The organism is Pantoea coffeiphila (assembly GCF_016909495.1).
Lineage (GTDB): Bacteria > Pseudomonadota > Gammaproteobacteria > Enterobacterales > Enterobacteriaceae > Erwinia > Erwinia coffeiphila.
This window is the reverse complement of the sequence record NZ_JAFBFW010000001.1, coordinates 1,127,927-1,149,336: the sequence shown is the minus strand read 5'-3', so window position 1 is coordinate 1,149,336 and position 21,410 is coordinate 1,127,927. Positions and strand designations below refer to the sequence as shown.

The window sequence follows — 21,410 nt, the reverse complement described above, 5'->3', positions numbered from 1 at the left end:
TGGCTGTTTCTTGCGGCCGGGCTTTTTCAGCAGGGCCTTATTTTTTATATCCCCCGTGGGGAAATTGAGGGAGGTTGGATGAAGCGATCGTCTATTGCCAGTGGCTGGGTGAGAGAGAAACTGTTGCAGCATGCGCAACACAAGCCGGACAGCATCGCGCTGCGCTATCGTGACAAGCAGAACACCGATGAATGGAGCTATCGTCGGTTAGTGAATACCGCCTTCGCCATGGCGCAGGAGATGGGCGATTCGCTGAACGTGAATCAGCGTGCCATCCTGCTGATGCCGGGCGATGCCAATTTTATTGCCAGCCTCAGCGCCTGCATTCTTAGCGGCGTGGCCGCCATTCCGGTCCATCTGACCAACGCCTTTCGTATTCACCGCAGCGCCGGGGTTATCGGCCATATTGTCGAAGAGAGCGCGCCGGAATACATCTTCACCTACCGTGCGATGGTCGAAGAGATCCAGTCGAAGGGCTGGCATCATCAGCGCAAACTGATCGTCGTTGACGAGCTGCCTGCCAGCCTGGCGTCGGGCGATCTGCCGGATAGCGCAGCGCTTGATGGGATCTATCATCCGGGTGGCCCGGTCTACCTGCAATACTCTTCCGGCTCGACCGGAAAACCGAAAGCCGTCTGCAACTACGACGACAATATTCGTGCCCAGCAGCAGCTGCTGTTGGATTTGCACTGCCGCTGCCAGCCGGAGGTGATCACCGCCAACTGGCTGCCGTTCTATCACGATATGGGCATGCTCAGCGGCCTGATGATGCCGCTGCTTTCCGGCGGATGCTGCAACTTTATGCCGCCGGCGCAGATGGTGGCCGACCCGCATCAGTGGCTGAAGCTGATTGAAGAGTACGGTGCCAACGCCGTCGCCGCGCCGGACTTCGTCTGGGCGCTGTGCAACGAGATGGTCAGCGATGAACAGGTTGCCCGGCTGGATCTGCGCTCGCTGAAGGTGGCCGCCAACGCCGCCGAGCCGATCCGCGCCGATACCATGGCGCGCTTCACCGATCGCTTTGCCCCGGCGGGCTTTGAGCCGCAGGCGTTCACCCCGGCCTACGGCATGGCGGAGTCCACCCTTGCTATCACCTACAAACCGGCCAACACCGACTATGTGATCCAGCGCTTTAACGGCGCGGCGCTGGCGGCGGGCAGGGCGCAGCCGGATGCACACGGCAGGCCGCTGGTCAGCTCCGGGCGCGTCGATCCCCAGTGGCAGCTGCGAATTGTTGATGCCGACAGCCATCAGGCGCTGCCGGAAGGGCATATCGGCGAAGTCTGGGCCAGCGGGGCATCGAAAGCGCACGGCTACTGGAACAAGCCGCAGCTCAGCGCGGAAACCTTTGAAGCCACCGTTGCCGGTGAGCCGGAAGGGCATCGCTATCTGCGCACCGGCGATCTGGCCTTCGTGTGGCAGGGGGAGCTGTACATTTGCGGACGTCTGAAGGACATCATCATTGTGGCGGGTGAAAACCACATGCCCAACGATCTGGAACAGGCGATCGAAAAGCAGTGCGAAGAGATAAAAACCGGCGGCGTCTGCGCCTGTCAGGATACCGACAGCGGCGAGATCCTACTGATGCTGGAAGCGCGCCGCCATCAGAGCGACGAGGTTTATAGCGCACTCGCCCGCGCCGCCTGTGCGGTGGTGGCGGAACACTTTGGCCTGACGATTGGGCGCGTTGTTGTGCTGTCGCAGGGCAAACTGAAGAAAACCTCCAGCGGCAAGATCCAGCGCCGCCAGATGATGAAAGAGTGGCAGGGCAACGAGCTTAGTCCGCTGTTTGTCTGGCAGAACGATCCGGCGGGCATCTCTGCCCTGGCTTATCACGCTGAACATCCCGAAGGCGGGATGGCAGAGAAGGAACGCGTGCCTGCCGCGCAGCAAGGATTGGCTGAGCGTGCCATTCCAGCGAACGGATCTACCCGCGTTGATAATGCGGCAGCACCATTAACCTCGTCATCAGCATCATCCTCTGCATCGCCATTGTCATCGTCATCAGCAGCATTAGCCGATCGCGACCTTGCGGCCAGTCGTGCTCTGAACGATGAGATCCTGCCGTGGCTGCACGACACGCTCTGCCGCCTGCTGGCGGTCGGTGAACTTGATCCGGCCCAGGGACTGCTGGACGCCGGGCTGAGCAGCCTGCAGGCGCTGCGCCTGTGCCAGCAGATCAATGAGAAATACCGCTGCCGTTTGTTGGTCACCGATCTGTTTGCCCATCCGACCCTGTTACAGCTGAGCGGCTGGATCGCCAGCCACACCGCCGTGCAACGTGCAGACGAACAGCCTGTACCGCCAGTTAACGATAACGAGGTGGCGATTGTCGCCATCAGCTGTCGCCTGCCGGGCCAGCAGTACGAGGGATGGCAGGCGTACGCCGACTGGCTCTCCGCCGGGGAATCGGCGGTGCGCCACGAAGCAAACGACCTGCGCCGCTTTGCGCTGCCTGTGGGGGCGCTGGCGGATATCGACGGCTTCGACGCCGCCTTCTTCGCCATCAGTCCGAAAGAGGCGCAGCTGCTTGATCCGCAGCAGCGCATGCTGCTGGAGCTGAGCTGGCACCTGTTTGAGCAGGCGGGCTGGCGGCCGGAGAGCCTGAAAACGGCGTCGCTGGGCTTCTGGATCGGCCAGAGCGGCAGCGAGTTCGGCATGCAGCTGATGCAGCAGAACGATCCCGACTACGCCAAAAGCTGGCTGGCAACCGGCATCAGCGCCAGCGCCAGTTCGGGCCGCCTGGCGAAGTTTTACGGCACGCGTGGCCCGGCGCTGACGCTGGATACCGGCTGTTCCTCGTCGCTGGTGGCGCTGGACTGCGCGGTGCGCAGCCTGCGTGCGGGCCAGTGCCACGCGGCGGTGGTCGGCGGGGTTAACCTGCTGCTCTCCGCGCAGGTGGAGCAGGCGCTGACCCACGCCGGGATGCTCTCGCCGAACGGCCGCTGTGCCACCTTTAGCGATAAAGCGGACGGCTACGCGCGCGGCGAAGGCGCGGTGATGATGCTGCTTAAACCCTATGCTCAGGCGCTGCGCGATGGCGATCCGGTGCTGGCGGTAATAGAGAGCAGCGTAGCGGCGCAGGATGGTGAAAGCAGCAGCCTGACCGCACCGAATCCGCAGGCGCAGGGCGCGATGATGCGCCAGCTGCTGGACGAAGCGGGCTGCACGCCGGACGCGGTTTCGCTACTGGAAACCCACGGCACCGGCACCGCGCTGGGCGACCCGGTGGAACTGAGCGCCGTGGCGACGGTGTATGGCGAACGCCTGCAGCCGCTGCCGCTGGGGGCCAGTAAAACCCAGCTCGGCCATCTGGAAGCGGCTTCCGGCCTCTACTCGGTGTTACGCGCCGTGGCGCAGATCCAGCGCCAGCAGCACTTCGGCCACCCGCATTTCAGCCAGGTGAATCCGCAGCTGGCGGAAAGCTGGCCGCGCTATCGCTATCCGCAGCAGACGCAGTCAGCCCGCGTTGAACGGGTAGCGGTAAACGCCTTCAGCTTTACCGGCACCATGGCATCAGCGCTGATTAAGCGTGCGGAAACGGCTTCACTGCCTGCTTCTCGCGAAGAGGTTAGCGGCCTGCTGCCCGTCAGCGGCCACAGTGAAACCGCACTGCGGCAGACCGCCTCGGCGCTGGCCGATGTCCTGGTGAAGCACCCGGAAAACGCCGCCGCGCTGCTGAATGCCTGGTGCGTCGGGCGCGAACATCATTTCCCGCTGCGCGCGCTGATCCGCTACCGTTCGCTGGATGAGTTAATCAGCCAGCTGAAACAGCCGGAGATCGTCACCACTGAACGCCTCAGCCGCTTCCGCCAGGCTGACAGCGCCGAACAATGGCTGAGCGGCGGCCGCTTTGACTGGCGGCAGGGCAGAGCACAGGTACACCCCGCAGCGCTGGCACTGCTGCCGCTCTATCCGTTTGACCGCCAGCGCCACTGGCCGCCGGGACTGCGCTTCACGCCGTCAGCAACGCACAATACAGCCGAGTCGGGCAACGCAACGCGCGAAAGCAGCGCCAGTATTGAGGGACAATCTTCGGCGGACCAGCCCGGCAGCGAGTACGTGCGTGGTTGGGTGGCGGACACCCTCAGCCTGCCCGCGGCAGATCTCAACGGCGATGACGATCTGCTGACGCTGGGGCTGGACTCCCTGCAAATGCTGGATCTGGTGGATGAGGGGAAAAAGCTCGGCGTGACCCTGACGCTGGCGCAGCTGTTTGAAAAAACCACCCTCAACGCCTGGCAGCAGTGCTGGCAACAGGCGGAGCGGCAGGCGGAATCCGTCCCGCAGGCTGAAAAGGCGCAGGTGCAGTGGGACGGCGGGGCCTTTACCCTGACCCCGGTGCAGCTGGCCTACTGGCGCGGGCGTCAGGGCGATCGCCAGCTGGGCGGCGTGGCCTGCCAGATCTATCTGGAGCTGGACTGCCCGGCGCTGGGCGATGAACGGCTCAGCGCGGCGCTGAACCAGCTGCATCAGCGTCACCACCTGCTGCGGATGCGCATTAACGCCGCCGAGCAGGGGGTCATTGAAGCCTGGCATCCGGTGGCCGTTGACAGCTATCACTGGCAGGCGCTGGCCGATGAGGAGGCCGAAAATCAACGCCGGGCGCTGCGTGAAAAACTGTCCCACCGGGTGGCGGATCTCAGCCGGGAAAGCGGCTTCCATCTGGCGGCCAGCCACCGTAGCGAAGGCAGCCGCCTGCATATCAACATTGATATGGTGATTGCCGACGGCATGAGCGTACAGATCCTGCTGGCCGAGCTGAGCCGCGCCATTCATCAGCCACAGGCGGCGTGGCCCGCGCTGGAATACAGCTTCCCGCAGTACCTGCTGGAACAGCAGCAGAACGACCTCAGCGCCAGCCGCGACTACTGGCAGCAGCGCCTGATGCAGGGACTGCCGCAGGCACCGCAGCTGCCTCGGCAAAGCCATGTCGGGCAGGGCGCACCGCGATTCAGCCACCGCGACTGGCAGCTGGACGCGGAACGCTGGAGCCGCCTGAAAGCGCTGGCGCGCGGTCAGGGCGTTACGCCGTCGATGCTGCTGGCGGGCTGCTACGCGGCCACGCTGCGCGGCTGGTCGGCGGTGCCGGATTTCAGCCTGAACCTCACTATTTTTAACCGCCGTGGCGATCACCCTCAGCTGCCGGAACTGGTGGCGGACTTCACCACGCTGCTGCTGCTGGCCTGCGAAAGCCAGCCCGACGACACCCTGCTGGCCGGTATCCGGCGGCTTAACCAGCGCTTTATGGCCGACTTCGATCGCGCCGACTACAGCGCGGTGGAGGTAATGCGCGACGGTGCACAGCTGCACGGTCGCCAGATGGATATGCCGGTGGTGTTCACCAGCAATCTGGGCCGCGATCTGATCGGCAGCAATACGCTCGGCGAGCTGCACTACTGGATTTCGCAGACGCCGCAGGTGTGGATTGACTGCCAGGTGATGGAGCATCAGGGCGCGCTGCTGCTGTGCTGGGACAGCGTCGATTCGCTGTTCCCGCCGCAGATGGTTGAGCAGATGTTTGGCTTTATGTGCCGACTGATCGACGGCATCGCCAGCGACGAACGGCTGCTGCATGCCCCGGTGGCGCACCATGTTGATAGCGCCGCGCTGGCGAAGCGTCGGCTATCGCAGGATCGACACACCGTGCCGCCGTTCAGCCCGCGCCTGCTGCACACGCCATTCTGGCGCAGCGTGCAGCAGCAGCCGCAGCAGCGAGCGCTGGTGGATACCGACGGCGAGCTCAGCTATCGGCAGCTCGGCAATCAGGCCCGGGAACTTGCCTGGCAGCTGCGTGAAGCGCGCGTGCAGCCGGGCGATCGCGTGGCGATCCTGCTGCCGAAAGGCCGCCAGCAGATCGTCGCGGTGCTGGCCTGCCACGCGGTGGGCGGCATTTATGTGCCGCTGGATGTGGCGCAGCCGCCAACCCGTTTACAGCAGATTATCCGCCAGGCGCAGGTTCGGATTCTTGTGGGCGCGGGTGAAAATATTTTCGACGCCGGTCAAAACCCGGCGGATACGTATGGAACTGCGCCGGTCGCTGGCGAGGCCAATGCATCCGCCTCCGCACAGCATGCTGAAAAACCGGTCAACGCGCCTGCCTTGACTGGCCATGCTGATGACGCTTCAACCGCTCCTGCTGCTAATCTGCAATACACCTGGCTGGATATCACCCAACCCGGCGAGTCGCTGCTGCCATTGAGCGAAATCGCCTGCGGCAATCCGACGGATGCCGCCTACATCATCTTTACCTCCGGTTCCACCGGGGTGCCGAAGGGGGTGATGGTCAGCCATCAGGCCGCGGCAAACACCGTGGATGAGATCAACCGCCGCTACGTCGGCGAGGATGCGATGCGGGTCTTCGCGCTGTCGGCGCTGAACTTCGACCTCTCGGTGTACGACATTTTTGGCGCGCTTTCCTGCGGCGGCACGCTGGTGATCCCGGCGGAGGGCGAAGAGAAAGACGCCCCGCGCTGGCTGAACCACCTGCATCAGCAGGAAGTGACCCACTGGAACAGCGTTCCGGCTCTGTTCGATATGCTGCTGACCGCCGCAGAACACGATCCGCGCGGGCTGCCGTCGTCGCTTAACCGGGTGCTGCTTTCCGGCGACTGGGTGGGGCTGGATCTGCTACCGCGCCTGCGCGCGCTGGGATCGCAGGCCGGATTTACCGCGCTCGGCGGCGCAACCGAGGCGGCCATCTGGTCTAACGCGCTGGACGTTGAGCAGATCGACCCTGAGTGGCAGGCGATCCCCTACGGCTATCCGCTGGCCCACCAGTCGTATCGCGTGGTGGATCGGCAGGGCCGTGACTGCCCGGACTGGGTCGCCGGTGAGCTGTGGATCGGCGGCGTCGGGTTGGCGATGGCCTACTACGGCGACGAAGCCAAAACCGCCGCCAGCTTCGTTATTCAGGGCGGCGAACGCTTCTACCGTACCGGCGATCGCGGGCGCTTTGTTCCCGGCGGCTGCCTGGAATTCCTTGGCCGGGAGGATCGGCAAATCAAGCTGAACGGCTACCGCATCGAGCTGGGCGATATTGAAGCCCAGGCCGAACGTTTCAGCCGGGTGGGCCGCGCGGTGGCGATCTATCTGGACAAACCGCATAAGCACTTACGGCTGTTCGTTGAGGGGGAAGCGCAGCGTGAAACCCGGGCCACGGCGACTCCGGTTGCGCCGCTGCCGGACGCTTTAGCGGTGGACGAGACCGTTCAGCAGGAAGCCCACGCGGTGCGCCATCTGCTCTGCCAGCTGCTGACTACAAAGCTGGGTCTGGCGATGAGCGAATGGCATCAGCCGGATGCGCTGCTGGCTAAGGCACAGATCGCCCCGCGCTATCGGCCGCTGGTGCGCCACTGGCTGAGCTGGCTGGTCGGGCAGGGCTGTCTGATCTCCGGCGAGCAGGGCGTGAAAGCCGGGCAGTGGCCGGGCGAATTTACCGCGCCGCCGCACCCGTACCTGGCGGCAATCGTGCAGTCGCTACAGCAGCGGCTTGAGTGGATCGCTGGGGTGGTACGCGGCGAGCAGAATGCGCTGGCACTGCTGGACGATCCGGTGCTGTCGCCGGAAACGCTGGTGGCCGGATCGCCGGAAACCCAGGCGGCTGTTGATGCCGTGGTGGCACAGATTGCCGCGCTGGCAGAGCAGCTACAGCGCCCGGTGCGCGTGGCGGAGCTGAACGGTCGCAGCGGTCTGTTCGCCAGCGCGCTGCTGGCGGCGCTGCCGGAGTCGGCGATTGAATACTGCCTGGTGGAGTCGGCCTCGTCGCTGCGCCAGCAGGCCGAGTTCCGCCTGAGTGGCTATCCGCACCGCAGCCTGCTGCTGGCGGCTGCAGACCCTTGCCGCTTCAGCGCCGACGTGGTGCTCAGCAACAACGCGCTGCACCGCTTCAATAACATTGCGACAGGCGTTCAGGCGCTGCGCGGACTGTGCGCCGCCGACAGCCGTGCGCTGATACTGGAAACGCTGACCCTCAGCCCGCTGGCGCAGCTGACGGTGCTGCTGCTGCCGCAGGAAGCCGCTTACGCCGATCGCCGCCGTGGCAGCCTGTCGCCGCTGCTTTCCGCCGACGGCTGGCACGAGGCGCTGGCCGAACAGGGGATGACGGTGGCATCGGCCTGCACGGTGGGCACAGGCGCGCTGCTGCTGCAAAGCCTTGCGGGCCGGTCGCGCGCGATGCCGGACGCCGCCGCCCTGCGTAGCTGGCTGCAGCAGCAGCTGCCAGCGTACATGCTGCCGCAGCAGATCCATCTGCTGGAGGCGATGCCGCTCAGCGCCAACGGCAAAGTGGACCGTCGTGAACTGGCGGTGCGCGCCGCCGCGGATGCGCAGGCGACGGGCAGTACGGTCAGCGCCGCGCTGCACGGCGAGCGCGAGCATCAGGTCGCTGCGGTGTGGCAGCAGGTGCTCGGCGTGATGCCGGACGCCGCCAGCAACTTCTTCCAGCTGGGCGGCGACAGCCTGCACGCCACGCGTATTGTGGCGCAGCTTGGCGATATCGGCATCGGCGGTGCCACCCTCGGCCAGCTGTTCGCCAGCCCGGTGCTGCGCGATTTTGTCGGCCAGCTGCCCGAACAGCAGGCCAGCGTGCAGATTGCCGCCCTGGCCCACGATGCTGAACAGCGCTACCAGCCGTTTGCCGCCACCGACGTGCAGCACGCCTACCTGACAGGGCGGCAGTCCGGCTTCGATCTCGGCGGCGTGGCGACCCACTACTATTCGGAATATCAGGGCGACGCGTTTGACGCCGCGCGGCTGGAGCAGGCGCTCAGCCAGCTGGTGGCGCGTCACGATGCCCTCCGTCTGATTTTCGACGAACAGGGAATGCAGCGCGTGCTGCCCGAGCAGCCCGGTGCCGTGCTGACCGTGCTGCGCTGTGCGGCCGCCGAATGGCCGTCCTTTACCGAACAAACGCGTGAAAATCTCTCTCACCGCGTGCTGGCACCGGGTGAATGGCCGCTGTTCCACGCCACGCTGATTGAAAGTGACGACGGGCAAAACCGCTTCTGCCTGGGGCTGGATAACCTGGTGCTGGACGGGCTGAGCATGCAGATGTTTATTGCCGAGCTTGCCGCACTGTATGCCGATCCGCAGGCCGCGCTACCGGCGGTGGATATCGGTTTCCGCGACTACGTGACCGCCGTTCACGGCAAGCAGCGGCCGGAATCGGAACAGTACTGGCTGGATCGGCTGGAAAACCTGCCGGATGCCCCGGCGCTGCCGCTGGCCTGCGATCCGCGCACCCTCGGTACGCCGCGCTTCCGTCGCCGCAACGGCTGGCTCTCTGCTGAACGCTGGCAGCAGCTGACCGCTAAAGCGCGTCGCCATCAGATCACCCCGTCGTGCCTGCTGCTGACCTGCTATGCCCAGGTGCTGGCGCGCTGGTCGGCGTCACCGTCGCTGAGCATCAACGTCACGCTGTTTGATCGCCAGCCGGTCCATCCGGCGATCAATCATGTGATGGGCGATTTCACCTCGCTGCTGCTGCTGGCCTGCCACCACGAAGCCGGTGAGAGCTGGCAGCATCGCGCCCGCCAGCTCCAGCAGCAGCTGGGCGACGATCTGGCGCATATGGATGTCTCGGCGGTGTGGGTGATGCGCGAACTGAGCCGCCTGCGCGGCAGCGCGCAGACCATGATGCCGGTGGTGTTTACCAGCGCGCTGGGCGCGCAGAACGCCGACTATCCGCAGGCTGACTTCCCGCCGTCTATCTGGGGCGTCTCGCAGACCCCGCAGGTGTGGATTGACCATCAGGTCTTTGAGCGCGGCGGCGAGCTGCACTTCAACTGGGACGTGGTGGAGGGGCTGTTCCCGGCAGGCATGGTGGATGAGATGTTTGCCGCCTACGGCGATCTGCTACGCCAGCTCAGCGAAAGCGAGAGCTGGGACGGTGTGATTCAGCCCGAACTGCCCGCGCCCCAGCAGGCCGCACGGCATCAGGCTAACGGCGTCACGCTGCCGCAAGACCCCCGTTCACTGCACGGTCGGGTGGCCGATGCCATGCGTGAGCATGCCGACCGCACCGCGCTGATCGACGGCGAGCGCCAGCTGAGCTTCCGCCAGCTGGAGCTGAAGGTGCAGCGGCTGGCGCTGGCGCTGCTGGAGCAGGGCGCACAGGCCGGGGAGCACATTGGCGTGGCGCTGCCGCGCGGCAGCGAGCAGGTGATTGCGGTGCTGGCCGTGCAGTGGATCGGCGCGGCCTACGTGCCGATGGCCGTCTCGTGGCCGCTGCACCGCCGTCAGCAGATCGTCAGCCAGGCGGCGATCCGGCGAGTCATCAGCGGACATGATGTTGAGTGGCCGTCGGACATTGCGCAGATTGCTGCAGATGCCCGCCCGCTGGGTTCGCGGCTGCCTGCCGCCGCGCAGGTAGAACCGGATGCACTGGCCTACATCATCTTTACTTCCGGCAGTACCGGAACCCCGAAAGGCGTGGCCGTTACCCACGCGGCGGCGGTGAACACCCTGGTGGCGATCAATCAGCTGTACGGCGTAACGGAACGGGATCGCGGGCTGGCGCTGTCGGCGCTGCATTTCGACCTGTCGGTGTGGGATATCTTTGGCCTGCTCGCCGAGGGCGGCAGCCTGGTCACGGTGTCCGGGCAGGATGAAAAAGACGCCTGGCGCTGGCTGGCGCTGGGGCAGGAACACCGCATCAGCCTGTGGAACAGCGTTCCGGCCCTGCTGGAAATGGTGCTGCCGCTGTGCGAGATGCAGGATGCGCCCGCCGGGCTGGCGGATCTGCGTCTGGTGATGCTCTCCGGCGACTGGGTGTCGCCAACGCTGGCGCAGCGGCTACAGGCCGCAGCCCCGCAGGCACAGGCCATCGCGCTGGGCGGTGCCACCGAGGCATCGGTCTGGTCGAATCACTGGCCGATGGCACAGCGCGTTGACGGCTGCCCGTCCGTTCCCTACGGCGTGCCGCTGCCGAATCAGGCATTCCGCGTGGTTAACGATCTGGGCGATGACTGCCCGGACTGGGTGCCGGGCGAACTGTGGATCGGCGGGCGCGGCGTGGCGGCGGGGTACTTTGGCGATGAGCAGCGAACCGCCAGCCAGTTTGTCACCCTGAACGGCCAGCGCTGGTATCGCACCGGGGATATCGGCCGCTGGCTGCCCGGCGCGGTGCTGGAGTTCCTCGGCCGCCGCGACAATCAGGTCAAAGTCTCCGGCTACCGGCTGGAGCTGGATGAGATCCGCCTGGCTATCGACAGCGCACCGGCGGTGAACGATGCGCTGGTATGGGTAGCCGAACAGGGCGGTCGCCCGGCGCTGGCGGCGGTGGTGCAGTCCGCGCAGCAGCCGGACTGGCGCGCGCTGGCGCAGCATCTTGCCAGCCTGCTGCCGGCTTATGCCGTCCCCTCCCTGTGGGGCTACTGCGACAGCTGGCCGCTGACCGACAACGGCAAGCGCGACCGGCGTGCCATTGAAGCGCTGGCCCAGGGCGTGGCGCGACAGGCGGCGGACCGCCCGCTCAGCGACTCGGAACGGCAGCTGATTGCGCTGCTGGCTCCGCTGCTGGAGCGCGACGACATCGATATTTACGACAACTTTTTCGCCATCGGCGGCGACTCCTTTATTGCCACGCGGCTGGCCGCCGCTCTGCGCCGTGAACACGGAACAGAGCTGCCGCTGTGGCAAATCTTCCAGTTACAAACGCTCGACCGCATCGCGGAGGCCTTGGCTTCCGCCTGCGAGCAGGCGTCGGATACCCATTTTGAGGAAGGAACGTTATGACCAGCCATTCGCCATCGGCGCAGCAGGCGCTTTCCCTGCTGCTTTCCCTTGAAAAACAGCAGGCGCAGTTCTGGTTAGATGCGGGCGCGCTGAAGTTTCGCGCCCCGCAGGGGGTGATTGGTCCACAGCAGATTGAGCAGCTTAAGGCGCTGAAACCGCAGATTATCGCACTGCTTGAGCAGTGGAGCCGCGAAGATGCCTTTATCGCCGAGCCGCAGGACCAGCACCTGCCGTTTGCGCTCAGCGATGTGCAGTCCGCCTACTACATTGGTCGCCAGCAGGCGTTTAACTTCGGCGGCATCGGCTGCCACGGCTATTTTGAAATTGAGGCCTCGCGCTGGGACGCCCCGCGGCTGGAGGCGGCCTGGAACCGGCTGGTGGCCCGCCATGCGATGCTGCGTGCCGTCGTCAACCCGCAGGGCGAGCAGCAGATCCTGCCGTCGGTGCCGCACTTTGACATCGCCAGCCGCAATGCGTCGCCGCAGGCCCTGCGCGAAGAGATGTCTCACCGGGTTTATGCCACCGACCGCTGGCCGCTGTTCGATTTACAGTTCAGCCACACCGACGCCGGTGACTGCCTGCACTTCAGTATCGATCTGCTGATTGCCGACGCGCTGAGTATTCAGATCCTGCTGGCCGAGCTGTGGCGTGAATATCGCGGGGAGTCCGCCGGTGATGAACTCACCGTCAGCTTCCGCGATGTGATCCAGTACCAGCAGCGCCAGCAGCGGCATCGCCGCTATGCCGAAGCGCGGGATTTCTGGCTGGAACGGCTGGAAAGCCTGCCGGAATGCCCGCAGCTGCCGCTGCTGCCGGAGGCCGCCAATGAGGGAACGCCGACCTTCTTCCGCCTCAGCCAGCAGTGGGACGCTACGCAGTGGCAGCGCCTGCGGTCACGCTGCCAGCAGCAGGGCGTGTCGCCTTCCGCGCTGCTGCTGACCCTGTATGCCGAAACCATGGCGCGCTGGTCCGCCAGCCGTCATTTCTGCCTCAACCTGACGGTGATGGATCGTCCGGACGTGCACCCGCAGGTGGCCGCGCTGATCGGTGACTTTACCTCGGTCAGCCTGCTGGAGGCGGATCTGCGCGCTACCTGCACCCTCGGCGAGCGGGTAAACCAGTTGCAAACCCGTCTGTGGCAGGACCTGGAGCATAACGCCTTTTCCGGCGTGTCGACCATTCGTGAACTGGCCCGCCAGCGCGGCAGCCAGCGTGCCCGTATGCCGGTGGTGTTTACCAGCGCGCTGGTCAGCGATGAGCACGCGCCGGATACCGCCAGTGCGCTGCCGGGCGATGCGCACTTTACCTGGGGCATCAGCCAGACGCCGCAGGTGTGGATCGACTGCCAGGTGATGCTGTTCCAGGGCGGACTGCTGATTAACTGGGATGTGATCGACGGCGTGTTCCCCGAAGGCACCGTGGCAGCGATGTTTGATGCCTTTAGCAGCCAGATTGCTCGGGTGCTGGAGGACGATCGCTGCTGGCAGCAGCCGGTCCAGCTGCCGCTGCCCGGCGCGCAGCAGCAGACGCGCATTCGCGCCAACACCACCACCCGCGATATCCCCAGCGGATTACTGCACGACGAGCTGCTGCAGCAGGCGGCACAGCGGCCGAAGGCGGTGGCGCTGATTGATGACGATGGCGAAGTGAGCTACGGCGAACTGCTGCATCAGGCGCAGACCCTGGCCGCTGCGCTGGCCGGTGCGGGCCGCTATGCGCTGGTGCTGAATGTGCGTCGCCAGCAGATTATCGCCGCGCTGGCGGTGCTGCTGGCGGGCGGCACCTATATCCCGGTCGACGCCGGGCAGCCGGAGCAGCGCATCGCCCAGATCGTTGCCGACGCCGGGGTGAAGGCGGTGCTGGTCGCCGGGCAACTTGAGCAGCAGGCGTGGCAGCAGCAGGGCGTGGCGGCGGTGGATGTGCTGCACCCCGTGGCACTGGAACCGCAGACCGTAGCGGCGCAGATCGATCCGCAGGATGCCGCCTACATTATCTATACCTCCGGCAGTACCGGGCAGCCGAAAGGCGTGGTCATCAGCCACGATGCGGCACGCAACACGCTGCACGATCTGCAACAGCGGCTGGCATTAACCGCCGACGACCGCCTGCTGGCGCTCTCCCGCATCAGCTTCGACCTGTCGGTGTTCGATATCTTTGGCGTACTCGGTGCCGGTGGCGCGCTGGTACTGCCCGCCGAGGCCGACCAGCGCAACCCGGCGCAGTGGGCGCGGCTGATCCGCGAACATCGGGTGACGCTGTGGAACACGGTTCCGGCGCTGATGAATATGCTGACCGGCTATCTGGCGACCGAAAACGCTACGCTGGATTCGCTGCGTTCGGTGATGATGTCCGGCGACTGGATACCGGTGGGGCTGCCCGCGGCCATCGCCCGCTGCGCGCCGCAGGCCCGTCAGCTGAGCCTTGGCGGCGCGACCGAGGCGGCGATCTGGTCCAACAGCTGGCCGATCGACCCGAAACACCACTATCAGCAAAGCATTCCGTACGGCCTGCCGCTGGCTAATCAGCAGTTCCGCGTGGTCAACGCGGTGGGCGAGGACTGCCCGGACTGGGTGCCGGGCGAACTGTGGATCGGCGGGCGAGGCGTGGCCCTGGCCTACTGGGGCGACGCGGAGAAAACCGCCGATCGCTTTATCACCGACGAGCGCGGCGTGCGTTGGTATCGCACCGGCGATCGCGGCTGCTATAACGCCGACGGCGTGCTGATCTTCCTCGGCCGACTGGATCAGCAGGTGAAAATTCGCGGGCATCGCGTGGAGCCGGGCGAGATCGAAGCGGCGCTGTCGCGGCTGCCGCAGGTGGCGCAGGCGTCGGTGGTGGTGCGCGGTGGTGTGATACAGAAAGAGCTGCACGCTTACGTGGAACCGGCGATGCTGGCGGCGGCCGGTCCGCAGGAAAATGCCCAGTGGCAGGCGGTAGTGCCGTCGCTTCAGCTGGCGGCGGACAGCGTGACCGCTTCACTGGATCGCGGGCAGATTGCCGAACTGACCGACGCGCTGGACCGCGTGGCGCTGATGCATATGGTGAAGGCGCTGTGTGACAGCCGGGCGCTGAACGTCGGCCAGCCGGTAACGCTTGATGAGATGATGCAGAGCGGCGGCGTGGCGGAAGAAAACCGCCAGCTGGTGCGCCGCTGGCTGCGCGCGCTGGTGCAGCACAACATGCTGGTGCAGGACGGCGAGCGCTATCGCTTGCAACAGTCGGTTGATACCGCCGTGATCGCCCGCCTGTGGCAGCGCGGTGAGCAGCTGATTGCCGGGCTGGACGACAACGGCGGCCTGCTGACCTATCTGGAGCGCAGCAGCCGCTGCCTGCCGGAGCTGCTGCGCGGCGAAGAAGATCCGCTGAATCTGCTGTTCCCGGACGGCAAGCTCGATGTGGCGACCCACGCCTATCAGAACAACCTGATCAGCCGACTGATGAACCATCTGCTGCTGCACGCGGCGGAAGAAAAGGTCCGCACGATGGCCGAACGCCGTCGGGTGCGGGTGCTGGAGATCGGCGCGGGAGTTGGCGGCACCAGTAACGTGCTGATCCCGCTGCTGGCGGGCTATGACGTGGAGTACACCTTTACCGACGTTTCGCCGTTCTTCCTTAACGAGGCGCGCCAGCGCTATCAGCAGCACGACTTCGTGCGCTACCAGCTGTACGACTTCAACCGCCCACCGCTGGAACAGGGCCTGGACTGCGGTCAGTTCGACATGATCGTCTCCAACAACGTGCTGCATAACGCGGTGGTGGCGCGCGACGGGCTGGCTAATCTGCGTCAGCTGCTGGCCCCCGGCGGCTGGCTGCTGATTATCGAGGCCACCCGTGACAACTACCAGCTGATGACCTCGATGGAATTTAAGCACGGCCTGACCGGCTTTACCGACGAGCGTCTGGAGTTTGACTCGCCGTTTATGCCGCAGGAGCGCTGGCTGGCGGCGCTGGATGACGTCGGGGCGGAATCCCTGTGGGCGTGGCCGCCGGAGCAGGATGCGGTATCGCGCCTCGGCCAGAGCTTTATGCTGGCGCAGTTCAACTCTCGCCGCCAGCGCTGTGAACCGCAGGCGCTGCTGACCGCCCTGAAAGCGCAGCTTCCCGCCGCGATGATCCCGGCCCGCCTGGCGGTGCTGGAAGCGCTGCCGGTGACGGTGAACGGCAAGATCGACCGCCGCCAGCTGCCGGAGTTGCCTGCCGCCGCCGAAAGCCACGCACAGTCGGCCAGCGAGGCGGGCAGCGACGCGCTGGAAACCCGGCTGCTGAGCCTGTGCCGCGAACTGTTGAATAACGCCGCCATCGGTCCGGAGGATGACTTCTTCGCCAGCGGCGGCGACTCGCTGCTGATCACCCAGTGGGTCAGCCGCATCCGCGAAGCGCTCGGTGCCGACCGCGTGCCGTGGGAGGGCAGCCTGCGCCAGGTGCTGCAACAGCCGACGGTGCGCGCGCTGGCGGACTACCTGCGCGAACAGGGCGCGGCGCAGGAAGAGAACAGCGACGGCTACGCAAAGGTCGCCTGCCTGAAGCCGGGCGATGGCGAGGCGGTATTTATTCTGCACGAAGGCAGCGGCACGGTGCTGCCGTGCCTGTCGCTGGTGGAGGCGCTGAGCGGGCCGGTATACGCCATCAGCGTTGCCAATACCGAGGCCTTCCTCGATCTGCCCGCCGAGGGGCTGATTGCGCGGCTGGCCAGCGACTATCTGGCGGAGATCCGCGCGATCGCGCCCGACGCCCACCTGTTCGGCTACTGCAAAGGCGGCCTGCTGGCCTATGAAATCGCCCGTCAGGCGATGGAGAACCAGACCCCGCTGGCGTCGGTAACGGTAGCCAGCAGCTACCGCATTCCTTATGTGATTGACGATCCGCTGATGATCGATATGGCTATCGTCTGGGCGCTGGGCATTGATGCACCGTGGCCGCTGGACAGACTGGAGCTGGAGGAGGTCTATCAGCAGATCCTGCACCGCAATCCGGCGTCCATCACCCCGCAGTGCGTGGCGCGCGTCGCCCGCGAACAGGGCAAAACCGCTTTCGCCAGCGCCTATGAAGAAGTACAGCAGCGCACGCCGGAGCAGCGTCTGAACGAGCTGACCGCCGCCATCGTCGGCAATTCCGGTGGCCAGCCCGCGCTGGCCGAGGCCGAGTGGCAGCGCATGTGCGCGGTGTTCCGCCACAGCATTCGCGGCATCTGCTGCTACAAGCCGGGCTTCTTTGCCGGGGAGATGACCTTCGCCTGCCAGCAGGGCGATACCTACCTGCTGCCTGCGCTCCAGCGCGATATGAAATCGTTCTGGGAAGGGGTGTGCATCGATGAGGTGCGCTATGTCGATTTGCAGGGCGACCATTTCAGCTGCATGAGCGCGGAAAACGTCGCGCCGCTGGCGCAGCATCTGGAACAGCAGCGGAGGGCAGGATGAAACACATTATTGTCACCGGTGGTCGGGGAGAAGTGGGCCGCGCGGCGGTAGCGCTGCTGCGGTCGCTCGATTACCGGGTAACGGTGGTCGGGCGCAGCCCCGGCGGGCTGGAAGCCGATTACCGGCAGTGCGATATCTTCGATGCGCAGGCGCTGGCAGACGTCTGTCGCGGGGCCGATCTGGTGCTCAACGCTGCCGGTCCGTCGTCGCTGATTGGCGCGCGGGTGGCGCAGGCGGCTCTGCTGGCGGGGGCGGACTACGTTGATGTGGCGGGCGATCCGCCGCTGTGGCGTGAAATCGCTCAGGACGGCAGACTGCAACACGCGCTGGCCCAACGTGCCTGCGTGCTGGGAGCCGGGTTAACCCCCGGCCTGGCGGCGATGCTGCCGCGCTATGCGCTGGCGCGGCTGGCGCACGTTTCCCATATCACCCTGTACGGCGGCGGCATCGAGCGCTTTACCGCCGTTTCCGCTGCGGATTTCATTGCCAGCCTCAATCCTTATCAGGAGCAGGGCCGGGCAGGCACGGTGATTGCCAACGGGGAAATGCAGCGGGCTTCGGCGCAGCAGCGGGTGAAGATTCCCACCGCCGCCCGGCCGTTTGACGCGCTGCCGTTCCTCAGCTTCGAGCTGGAGCAGTTGGCCGGCGAGTTCGGGCTGGGCAATCTGGCCGCCTACAGCCTGGTGGCCGATGCGCAGATGCTGCTGGCCTGCCAGCAGCAGGATGAGGCACAGGCGGAACTGGTGCGGCTGAGCACTGAGCTGGCCGCTGCCGAAGGCGAACAGCAGCACTTCTGGCTCCAGGCGCGGGGCACCCAGGCCGGGCAGCCGGTCAACCTGGAGCTGCGGCTGCGCTTCGCCAACAGCTACCGCCTGACCGGCAGCGTGGCGGCGCTGGCGGCGGATGCGCTGCTGCGCCAGCCAGCGGGCGACCTGAAGTGGCTGCCGCAGGTGCTGACGGCGGAACCGCTGCTCAATGCGCTGCACGCGCGTGGCCTGCTGGCGCAGTTCACTTCCAGCGTGCTGCCTGCCGAACAGCCACAGTTTACCGAGGGGGAGCTATGAGCCGTCCGTTACGCGTGGTGGTCTGCGGTACGCTGTTTGGCCAGGTCTATCTTTCCGCGTTTAATCAGCCGTTCGCCGGGTTTGAGCTGGCGGGCATTGTGGCGCGCGGCAGCCAGCGATCCCGCGATCTGGCGGAAAAGTACGGCGTGCCGCTCTATCAACAGGTGGACGATCTGCCGGGGGATATTGATATCGCCTGCGTGGTGATCCGCTCGGCCATCGTCGGCGGGGCGGGCAGCGAGATCGCCCAAGCGCTGTTGCAGCGCGGCATCTCGGTATTGCAGGAGCATCCGGTTTATCAGAGCGACGTGGCGCAGTGCCTGAAGCTGGCCCGTAAACACGGCTGCACCTATCACGTAAATACCCACTATCCGCACAGTCCGGCGGTGCGGCGCTTTATCCGCGTAGTGCAGAGCGCGCTGGCGGAGCAAAAGGCGCTGTTTATCGACGCCACCTGCGGCGTGCAGGTGATCTGTAGCCTGCTGGATATTCTGGGCCGCGCCTTTGGCCGCTTCGCCCCCTGCGCCTTTGAAGCGCCGGACGGCTGGAGCCAGGCGCTGCGATCGCAGATGCAGGGCACGCCGCCGTTCAGCCAGCTGCGCGGGGTGATTGCCGGGGTGCCGATCGTGCTGAATCTGCAAAACCAGCTCGACCCCGCCGATCCGGATAATCACTTCCACATTATGCACCGCATCTGCGTGGGCCTGCCGGGCGGCAACCTGCTGCTGGCCAATACCCACGGTCCGCTGCTGTGGCATGCGCAGATGCATATCCCGCGCGAGCGCAGCGAAACCGGCTGCCGTGAACCGCTGCCGCCGGAGCATGCGCCACACTATTACCGCACGCCGTTGTACGCGCTGGCCGAGGATAACCGTGACGATCTGGACGGCGTGCTGGCGGAGCAGTGGCCGTCGGCGGTGCGCCATGCGCTGCGGGAGTTTGCCACGCGGATGGGCGATCCGCAGCCGCAGCATGCCCAGCAGCTGCTGGCGCTGACCGCCGCCTGGAAGGATCTGATGAGCCAGGTCGGCAATCCGCAGAGCGTGACCTTCGACGCACCGCCGCCGCTGCCTGCCGCCGCGTGGGCCGCGTTTAATCAGGGCAAGGAGCAAGACGATGACTGAACAACCTTTACGCCTGCTGCGTGCGGGCACCTCCCGGCAGCTGGTCTGCTTCCATCACGCCGGGGGCATGGCCGAGTACTTTCTGCCGTGGCGCGACGGCGTGGCGCAGGAAAGCGCGCTTTACGCCACCCAGCTGCCGGGCCACGGTGCGCGGATGAACGAAACGCCGCTGACCTGCCTGCATCAGATGGCCGATCGGCTGGCCGCCGCCTGCCACTTCCTGCCGCGCCGTCCGACCTTTTTCTTCGGGCACAGCATGGGGGCGGCGCTGGCGTTTGAAGTGGCGCTGCGCCTGCAAAAACAGGGCAGACCGGTGGACGGGCTGGCGGTGTCCGGCCGCCTGCCGCCGCACCGCAACAGCGGCAGCGACTACTACCGCCAGAGCGACAGCCGCCTGATGGATAAAGTCACCCGGCTTTCCGGTGATGAGATGCCGTCGGGCCAGGCCAGCGAGCTGCTGACGCTATTAATGCCGGTATTTCGCGCCGATTTTCAGGCGATTGAAACCTACCAGCGCCGCTGCGAGGAAAAACTCAGCTGCCCGGTATTTGCCGCCGTCGGCGAGCGCGACAGCGAAGTGTCGGTGGAGGAGATGTCACAGTGGGAAAGGGTGACCGGACATCGCTTCAACCTGAAGGTGTTTAGCGGCGGTCATTTCTATCTTCAGCATCAGCGCAGTGCGCTGCTGGCTTTTTTAAACCGCGAGTGTGACCGTGCATCCGGTGCCTCGGTGAAGGAATATCATGAAATATAATGCGAATATCGTCAGCCTGTTCGGCCTTTACTGCGCGCAGGGCACGCCGCTGGGCTTTGCCCTGTTTGCCCTGCCGGGAATACTGCGCGAGCAGGGGGCGGATCTGCGCTTTATCGGCCTGGTCGGCCTGAGTATGCTGCCGTGGGCGTTTAAGTTTATCTGGGCCTCGTGGCTGGAGAACCGCCGTCCGTGGGGCTTCCGTTCGTTGCCCGCCGGGCTGGCGTGGATACAGCTGTTAAAACTCTTGTCTCTGGCGGCCATCGCGGCGCTGTTCTGGTTCGATCCCGCTGGTCACATTATCGGCCTGGTGGTGATGGTCACGGCGGTGAACCTGTTCTACGCCACTCAGGATGTGGCGGTAGATGCGCTGGCGGTGCGCACCTTTGCCGGTAGCCGCCACGTTAACGTCAACGTTGGCCAGGTGGCGGGCTTCAGCCTCGGCATGCTGGTGGGCGGAGTGGTCAGCCTGTATGTCTTTTACCGCACCGGCTGGCAGGGTACGGTGCTGCTGTGCCTGCTGATCCAGGTGGTCTGCCATCTGCCGTTCCAGCTTCATCTGCGCCACTTTGCCCGCCAGCCCGCTGAAGTGGCACCGCTGGGCGAGAAGGGCGCGGCGCTGCGCTATATCTTCCGCCGCAAACACTGGAAGCCGGTGATCCTCACTGCGCTGCTGTTTAAATCCGCCAGCACCCTCGGTGCCAGCCTGGTGTCGCCGCTGCTGGTGGATATGGGCGTCAGCCTCGACCAGATTGCGCTGATCTCCGGCAGCGTGCTGATCGTCAGCTATATCGCCGGGGCCGTGGCATCCGGCGTGCTGCACCGCTGGCTGAGCAGCGCACGGCTGACGCTGATCGGCCTGTCGGGCAGCCTGCTGTGCTGGCTGGGGATGGCGCTGTCGTTAAGCGCCGATCGCGCCTCCACCCAGTGGATCTTCACCTTCTTCGTGCTGGAAGGCTTCTTCTTTAACCTGTGCTGCGTGGCGCTGTTCGCCTGGTTTATGTGCTGGAGCGAAGGGGAAAAAGACGGTTCGGTGGTGCAGCCTGGCACCGACTTTACCCTGCTTCAGTGCTGCGAAGTGCTCGGCAGCAGCACGGCGATGGTGATTGGCGGCACGCTGGCGCACTACCTCGGCTTTGCCAACACCTTCTATATGGCGGCCCTGTTCGGCGCGGTGATTGCGCTGGTGATTATGCGCTGCTTCCGCCGCGTGCCGGATCGCTCACCCGATGAACCGCAGCCGCTGAATGAGGTGGCGCAATGAGCGAGCCGCAAAACGGCAGCGCCTTTCGCTGGCTGATGGCGCTGGTTAGCACCC

6 protein-coding genes are annotated in these 21,410 nt (G+C 65.5%); all 6 read left to right on the top strand.

What is annotated here, in order from left to right:
- Window positions 1–78 precede the first annotated feature (78 nt).
- The 6 genes from JOE09_RS05260 to JOE09_RS05235 are packed head-to-tail and all read left to right on the top strand — an operon-like array spanning window position 79 to window position 21,356.
- Entirely contained in the window at window positions 79–11,736 is an 11,658-nt protein-coding gene (locus JOE09_RS05260; protein WP_205064995.1) for a non-ribosomal peptide synthetase, read from the top strand.
- On the top strand, window positions 11,733–17,153 hold the full coding sequence (locus JOE09_RS05255; protein WP_205064994.1) for a non-ribosomal peptide synthetase: 5,421 nt from the start codon (window positions 11,733–11,735) through the stop codon (window positions 17,151–17,153). Before JOE09_RS05260 ends, JOE09_RS05255 begins: the two co-directional genes overlap by 4 nt.
- The gene (locus JOE09_RS05250) at window positions 17,150–18,217 is read left to right on the top strand and encodes an NAD-dependent epimerase/dehydratase family protein (RefSeq protein ID WP_205064993.1); all 1,068 of its coding nucleotides are present in this window, start codon (window positions 17,150–17,152) and stop codon (window positions 18,215–18,217) included. The genes JOE09_RS05255 and JOE09_RS05250 overlap by 4 nt, the downstream gene beginning before the upstream one ends.
- Window positions 18,214–19,341, top strand: a complete 1,128-nt coding sequence (locus tag JOE09_RS05245; protein ID WP_205064992.1) for a Gfo/Idh/MocA family oxidoreductase — start codon at window positions 18,214–18,216, stop codon at window positions 19,339–19,341. Before JOE09_RS05250 ends, JOE09_RS05245 begins: the two co-directional genes overlap by 4 nt.
- Complete coding sequence (locus JOE09_RS05240; RefSeq protein ID WP_205064991.1) at window positions 19,334–20,095, top strand: thioesterase II family protein; 762 nt, start codon at window positions 19,334–19,336, stop codon at window positions 20,093–20,095. The genes JOE09_RS05245 and JOE09_RS05240 overlap by 8 nt, the downstream gene beginning before the upstream one ends.
- Window positions 20,085–21,356: an MFS transporter gene (locus JOE09_RS05235; protein ID WP_205064990.1), complete on the top strand. Its 1,272-nt coding sequence runs from the start codon at window positions 20,085–20,087 to the stop codon at window positions 21,354–21,356. The genes JOE09_RS05240 and JOE09_RS05235 overlap by 11 nt, the downstream gene beginning before the upstream one ends.
- Window positions 21,357–21,410 lie beyond the last annotated feature (54 nt).

Bases quoted from the DNA above. Each gene is read 5' to 3' on its own strand.
- JOE09_RS05260 (WP_205064995.1), top strand. From the start codon at position 79: ATGAAGCGATCGTCTATTGCCAGTGGCTGGGTGAGAGAGAAACTGTTG.
- JOE09_RS05255 (WP_205064994.1), top strand. From the start codon at position 11,733: ATGACCAGCCATTCGCCATCGGCGCAGCAGGCGCTTTCCCTGCTGCTT.
- JOE09_RS05250 (WP_205064993.1), top strand. From the start codon at position 17,150: ATGAAACACATTATTGTCACCGGTGGTCGGGGAGAAGTGGGCCGCGCG.
- JOE09_RS05245 (WP_205064992.1), top strand. From the start codon at position 18,214: ATGAGCCGTCCGTTACGCGTGGTGGTCTGCGGTACGCTGTTTGGCCAG.
- JOE09_RS05240 (WP_205064991.1), top strand. From the start codon at position 19,334: ATGACTGAACAACCTTTACGCCTGCTGCGTGCGGGCACCTCCCGGCAG.
- JOE09_RS05235 (WP_205064990.1), top strand. From the start codon at position 20,085: ATGAAATATAATGCGAATATCGTCAGCCTGTTCGGCCTTTACTGCGCG.